General features: G+C 61.3%; 3 protein-coding genes and 1 pseudogene. 2 read left to right on the top strand and 2 right to left on the bottom strand.

The genetic code is table 11. From position 1 onward, the window contains the following. A pseudogene (locus WLY71_RS29520) lies at positions 1-2,063 on the bottom strand (hypothetical protein); the annotation flags it as partial. 443 nt (positions 2,064-2,506) lie between these two features. Further along, positions 2,507-3,115, bottom strand: a complete 609-nt coding sequence (locus tag WLY71_RS29525; protein WP_347806387.1) for a lytic transglycosylase domain-containing protein — start codon at positions 3,113-3,115, stop codon at positions 2,507-2,509. A gap of 195 nt (positions 3,116-3,310) precedes the next feature. Here WLY71_RS29525 and gspG point away from each other — a divergent pair, with 195 nt between their 5' ends. Together gspG and WLY71_RS29535 are read left to right on the top strand one after the other, a co-directional pair. Beyond that, positions 3,311-3,745, top strand: coding sequence for a type II secretion system major pseudopilin GspG (gene gspG, locus WLY71_RS29530; protein WP_347806388.1), 435 nt, complete (start codon positions 3,311-3,313; stop codon positions 3,743-3,745). Positions 3,746-3,759: 14 nt separating this feature from the next. Then, positions 3,760-4,947 (top strand): type II secretion system F family protein, encoded by a 1,188-nt coding sequence (locus WLY71_RS29535; protein ID WP_347806389.1) that lies wholly within the window; start codon positions 3,760-3,762, stop codon positions 4,945-4,947. Positions 4,948-5,210 lie beyond the last annotated feature (263 nt).

The raw sequence follows: 5,210 nt of genomic DNA on the forward strand, positions 1-5,210 counted from the left end.
AGCATGTCCAGCGGTGGGGTCGGTGGACGCTGGCCGACCGAGCTTTCCATGCCGCCGATCCAGAATGGATAGCCAGGGTTTTTCAGGCTGCCGTCGGCATTGCGGTTGGCTTCACTGCGATCCACCAGGGCCAGGGAACCGAAGGCTTGAGCGTCATCATCGCCACCAGCCAGCAGGGTTTCGCCGATTTTCGGCACGACCGCGACTTTGCCCGGCATCGGTGCCATGGCTTTGCCGGGCAGCGGCACTACGGCTGGAATCGGTGTACCGGCAACGATCTCGCCATCGGGCAAGGCCCGGGCGCCTGCAGCCGGTTTACCGCTGCGCAGCGCATAAGGTTCGCTGTGATAACCGTCGGAGCCCTGCTGGGAAACCTCGAGTTTGGTGCCTACTTCAAAGACGTCATGCACCCGCCACATGCTCCACATGCCTTGGGCAAAGTGCGGATAGAAGTGGCAGTGATAAATCGCATCGCCCGCGACCCGGTTGCGGTTGCCCGAACCGCCGTTGGCGATTTCGTAGGTATAGCCGGCGCCCGGACCGATGCCTTGGGCGTCCACATAGTCGGAGTTGTCGTCGTTGGGGTTGAACAACCACTGGTGCCCGTGCAGGTGGAAGATGTGCTGTTCGTGGCCGTTGTGGGTATTGCGGAATTTGATGAAGTCACCGATGTAGCTGTGGTTGACGTTGGACGGCTCGGACGGATACAGCGCCATGGTCGCCTTGACCCCGATCTGATCGGCGCTCGGCGTTTCACCGGGACGAATATTTTCCAGGCCGGCGTTGGCCGGCACGTCCACCAGCATCGCCACATCGCCGACGGTGTGCGAGCTGAGGAAGAATTCTTCATAGGCGCACGACAGGCAATCGTGCATCGGCCCGACACCCAAACGGTTGGCGACCACTTCGGCGCCCATGCCGCCGGAGCCATAGTTGATCATGAACGAGTCGCGCGTCGGCTCCAGCACGTGGGCCATCACCGGGTCCGCCCAGTAAGCGGGGAACGCCTGGGTTGCGGCGGTTTCATCCTGGAACTGCGAGGCGAAATCGCGGAACGGTTCCAGACGATTCGGGATCGCCGGGTTGCGTTTGCCGATGGCTTCCAGCGGATAGGTCGACGGCGGGAAGCTGCCGTCGGCGTTGCTGCCCATCACGATCGCGTCGGTCTCGCTGGAAATGATTTCATTGCCGTCGACCATGTTGATGATCGGCGTGCCGGCCTTGCCTTCACGGATCCACGGTTCACGCTGCGGATAGCGCGCCTGGTAATCGACAATCGGTTGGCCGGCCGGGGTGCGGCCGACGCTGGCCAGGCGCATCTCTTCTTCGGTCACGGTGTTGCGATAGGTGCGGCCGCCCTTGGGCACCACGACCACTTGGCCGAACAGTCCGTTGGCCACGTTGCCCGCATCCCCTTCACCCCCGAAGGTCGCGCCGCGGCTGCTGGCGGCAAACGCCCCTTCGCGCTCGGCGTACAGAGTGTAGGAACGGGTAGCGCCGGGGGGAATCAAGGTATTGGCGTTGCGCCCGGTATAGGACGCAATGTCGTCGATGCTGTTGACCGCTTGCATGCCATTGACCTGGAAGCCGACGTGGCGGTCGGCGACCTGTTCATCGACCTTGAATTCGTCTTCGTTGCCGATGGCGACTTCGCCCTCAATCCCACCTTCTTCCTCCTCCCCGCTTTCGTGGCTGCCGGGGTTGGCCTGGTAGGCGAGCAGGTTCTGCAGGTTGATGGTCAGGCAATCACCGGCGGCGACACGCAGCACCAGCGGACGCGGACGCTTGTCGGGCCGCAGCGAAACCTTACCCGGCACCGCCGCCCCGCCCTGGGCCAGGGACATCTCGTGGTCATCGACCACATCGCGGCGCAGGGCGAACATCATGCCGTTGACGTTCTGTGCACCGAGGCGGTTGAACATCAGCGGCTGATCCAGCGCCACGACGTTGGCTACCAGATTGCGCTCGCAACGCACGGCTGCCTCAGCCAGCTCGATGCCCAGCATCGACGTCCCCAACAACAGCAATTTGAACAGGGACGGGGCGTAGGGTATGCCGGTCATGATCACGGGCCTCGCTGTGGATGCTCACAGGGAATACTTCTCGACAAATTCTCTTGAGCAATCCGCATGCCATAAATAATTTAGTTATTTTTCAATCAGTTATATGAACGACTTAATAACTTGGGGGATATTCCCCACCCAATCCCCCCATTCGGGCTGAAGATAACGTCCCCCAAAACGCACACCCAGTAGCAGCTGCCGAGCCTGCGTGCGGCTCTGTAGCAGCTGCCGAGCCTGCGAGGCTGCGTTCGGCTGCGAAGCAGTCGTGAGATCCGGCAACGCGGTGTTTCAGGAAAACCTCACGCTCAGGTTTTACGACGGCTGCGTCCGAACGCGGCCCGCGCCGAACGCAGCCTCGCAAGCTCGACAGCTGCTACAGGGCGATTGCGGTCTTCGGTCGGCGGTACGGATCGCGTTGCCCCACATATGGGGGAATCCCCCAATCACAGCGGTGCATCCGCGGCCAGGCCTTGCAAACGTCGGTATTGGCGCAAGACACCGGGCACGTAACGCTGGGTTTCGGCGAACGGCGGGATCACCCCGCCTCGGCTGAGCACCGCTTGCGGCCCGGCGTTGTACGCCGCCACGGCGAGGCTGATGTCGTTGTCGAACAGGGTCATCAGGCGCTTCAGGTATTTGGCGCCACCCTGAATGTTGGCTTTCGGGTCGTAGACATTCTTCACCCCCAACTCCCGGGCGGTGTCAGGCATCAATTGCATCAACCCTCCAGCCCCCTTGGGTGACCGGGCACCAGAGTCGTAGGCGGACTCGGCCTGAATCACGGCATGCAACAGCGCCGCCGGTAACTGATTGGCCGTGGCAGCCGCCGAAACCAGCTCGGCATAGGGCTGCCGGGCAATCATCTGCGGTTGTTGATCCATGCTGACCCGGGCGGATTCTGACTCGTGAATCACCCGTTCATAGGTGCGGCCGGGACGGTGGACATTGGACAGAACGTAGCTGCCCTTGGCGTCCACGGAAACGAACACATCGGCCTGTACGACGCCGGTCAACACGAGCAGACCGAGCAGTCCTGTGGTGAGTGTTTTCATTTTTTTGCCTCCCCTGCCCGGCCCCGAAAAATGGGGCTAATGCCCCAATGGCCGGTAGTAAACCAGCCATACGCAAGCACTGTGCCGGATGCGCGCAGGCCCGTAATTCAGGGGTTGCAGAAGAATGTCCGGGCATGTGCATGGCAATTGCATAAGCCTTCACGGCGACCCTTCTGCCGACTGTGTGAGGTCATCATGAATCAGCGTTTGCGTTCCACCCCGCGTACTCAACACGGGTTCACCCTGCTCGAGCTGTTGGTGGTGTTGGTGGTGCTGGGGCTGTTGGCCGGCATCGTCGCGCCGAAGTATTTCGCCCAACTGGGCCGCTCCGAAGTGAAGGTGGCCAAGGCGCAAATAGAAGGCCTGGGCAAAGCATTGGATCTGTACCGTCTGGAGGTCGGTCATTACCCGTCGACCGAACAGGGTTTGCAGGCGCTGGTCACCGCGCCCAGCGATGAAACCCGCTGGACCGGCCCTTACTTGCAGAAAAAACTCCCGCAGGATCCGTGGGGCCGCAACTACACCTATCGCCACCCCGGCGAAAACGGCGAATACGACTTGTTGTCCATGGGCAAGGACGGACAACCCGGCGGCGAAGGCGAAAACGCCGAAGTCACCAGCTGGCAATAACGGGAGTGGCGACCATGCGATTTCATCTCAAAGCCGTTGGCAAGGCCGGCGTCGTCTCGATGACCGTCGAGGCGCTCGGCCACAGCGAAGCCCGGCGTATCGTTGAAGACCAGGGCTACCGCGTGATCAGCCTGTACGCCGAGCGTCACTGGCGTGCGTTGCGCGTCAGGCAGCGCGAAACCTTCAACCTGGTGCTGTTCAGCCAGGAACTGACCACGTTGCTCAATGCGGGCCTGCCGCTGATCGATGCGCTGGAAAGCCTGGCGGAAAAAGAGAACGCGCCCCAGGCCCGCAAGACCTTGAGCGAACTGGTGCGCCTGCTTTATGAAGGCAAATCGTTCTCCCAGGCACTTGGCCAGTTGTCAGCGGTTTTCCCTCCGCTCTACGTAGCGCTGGTGCAGTCCAGCGAGAAGACCGGCGCCGTGGGCGATGCCCTGGGCCGCTATGTCAGCTATCGCCAGCGCATGGACGAGGTTCGGCAAAAAATCGTCAGCGCTTCGATCTACCCGATGCTGTTGCTGGTGGTGGGCGGTGGCGTGGTGTTGTTTCTGATGGGCTACGTGGTGCCGCGCTTCAGCCTGGTGTTCGAAGGGCTGGGCTCGAACCTGCCGTGGCTGTCGCAGATCCTGATGAGCAGCGGGATGTTCCTGCACGCCCATCAGGGCGAATTCTTCGGCACATTGCTGGCAATCATCGTCGCCCTCACCTTCCTCCAGCGCCAACCGGCCTTTCGTCGGGGCCTGGACCGTGTGATCGAAAAACTCCCGGCGGTCCATCAACGCATCTTCATGTACGAACTGGCTCGCTTCTACCGCTCGCTGGGGATTCTGCTGCAAGGCGGCATTCCCCTCGTCACCGCCATGGGCATGGTTCGCGGCCTGCTCACCGTCGCCTCCCGCGCGCGCCTGGACCAGGCCTGCGAACGGGTGCGCGAGGGGCAGTCGCTGTCGACCGCCATGGAACTCAATCACCTCGTGACTCCAGTGTCCCTGCGCTTGCTGCGTGCCGGTGAGCAGTCCGGCAACCTGGGGCAAATGATGGAGCGCAGCGCCGACTTCTACGACGAAGAAATCAGCCGCTGGATCGAATGGTTCGTGCGGCTGTTCGAACCCTTGCTCATGACCTTCATCGGCCTGCTGATCGGGGTGATCGTGATCCTGATGTACATCCCGATTTTCGAGCTGGCCTCGAGTATTCACTGAGCCCTGGAACAGGGTCGAGATGGACGTTTTAGAGCTCATCGACGTTACAGCTGAATAAATCGGTGCGTTGAGGTGTTTACCCACTGAATCAGGCAGCAAGTTGCATTCATCAACGCTCCAACCTGAATAAGAAGACGGAGAACGATATGCACATGAAAAAACTTTTGCTCGCAGTAGCTATTGGCGCAGTTCTGTCGGCATCCACCGTTCTGATCCCGGACAGCCTGTCCGGTATGTCGAGCGCTCAAGCCAAAGACGGAGGC

It is taken from the genome of Pseudomonas rossensis (genome assembly GCF_039888995.1).
Classification (GTDB): Bacteria; Pseudomonadota; Gammaproteobacteria; order Pseudomonadales; family Pseudomonadaceae; genus Aquipseudomonas; species Aquipseudomonas rossensis.

Coding starts and splice junctions, on each gene's coding strand:
- WLY71_RS29525 (WP_347806387.1), bottom strand. CDS start 3,115: ATGAAAACACTCACCACAGGACTGCTCGGTCTGCTCGTGTTGACCGGC.
- gspG (WP_347806388.1), top strand. CDS start 3,311: ATGAATCAGCGTTTGCGTTCCACCCCGCGTACTCAACACGGGTTCACC.
- WLY71_RS29535 (WP_347806389.1), top strand. CDS start 3,760: ATGCGATTTCATCTCAAAGCCGTTGGCAAGGCCGGCGTCGTCTCGATG.